The organism is Bartonella sp. AA83SXKL (genome assembly GCF_042196965.1).
Classification (GTDB): domain Bacteria; phylum Pseudomonadota; class Alphaproteobacteria; order Rhizobiales; family Rhizobiaceae; genus Bartonella.
The window spans coordinates 1-281 of sequence record NZ_JBHIRG010000323.1 but is presented as its reverse complement, the minus strand read 5'-3'; the positions used below and the strand labels follow the sequence as shown (position 1 = coordinate 281).

Below are 281 nucleotides of genomic sequence, written 5' to 3'. Positions count from 1 at the left end.
CTGCATTTTTTGATAAGATCTTCCGAACGCTCAGGATGACGGGGCACAATGATTGTCAATAAATCTGGCAAATAATTTTTAAGAATCTTATGAACCTCAAAAGCAATCTCTTCTTCCCCTTCATGGGTTGAAACTGCTGCCCAAACTGGGCGACTGCCAATAGCATCACGATAATGTGCAAGCAATGCTTGATCTTCCACCCAAAAAACATCAGCCTTAAGATTGCCAGAAAGCGCAACAGATTTTACTCCAAGTGCATGGTAATACGCTACATCTCTTTT

General features: G+C 41.3%; 1 pseudogene. It reads right to left on the bottom strand.

What is annotated here, in order from left to right:
- A pseudogene (locus tag ACFINO_RS11400) lies at positions 1–281 on the bottom strand (3-deoxy-D-manno-octulosonic acid transferase); the annotation flags it as partial.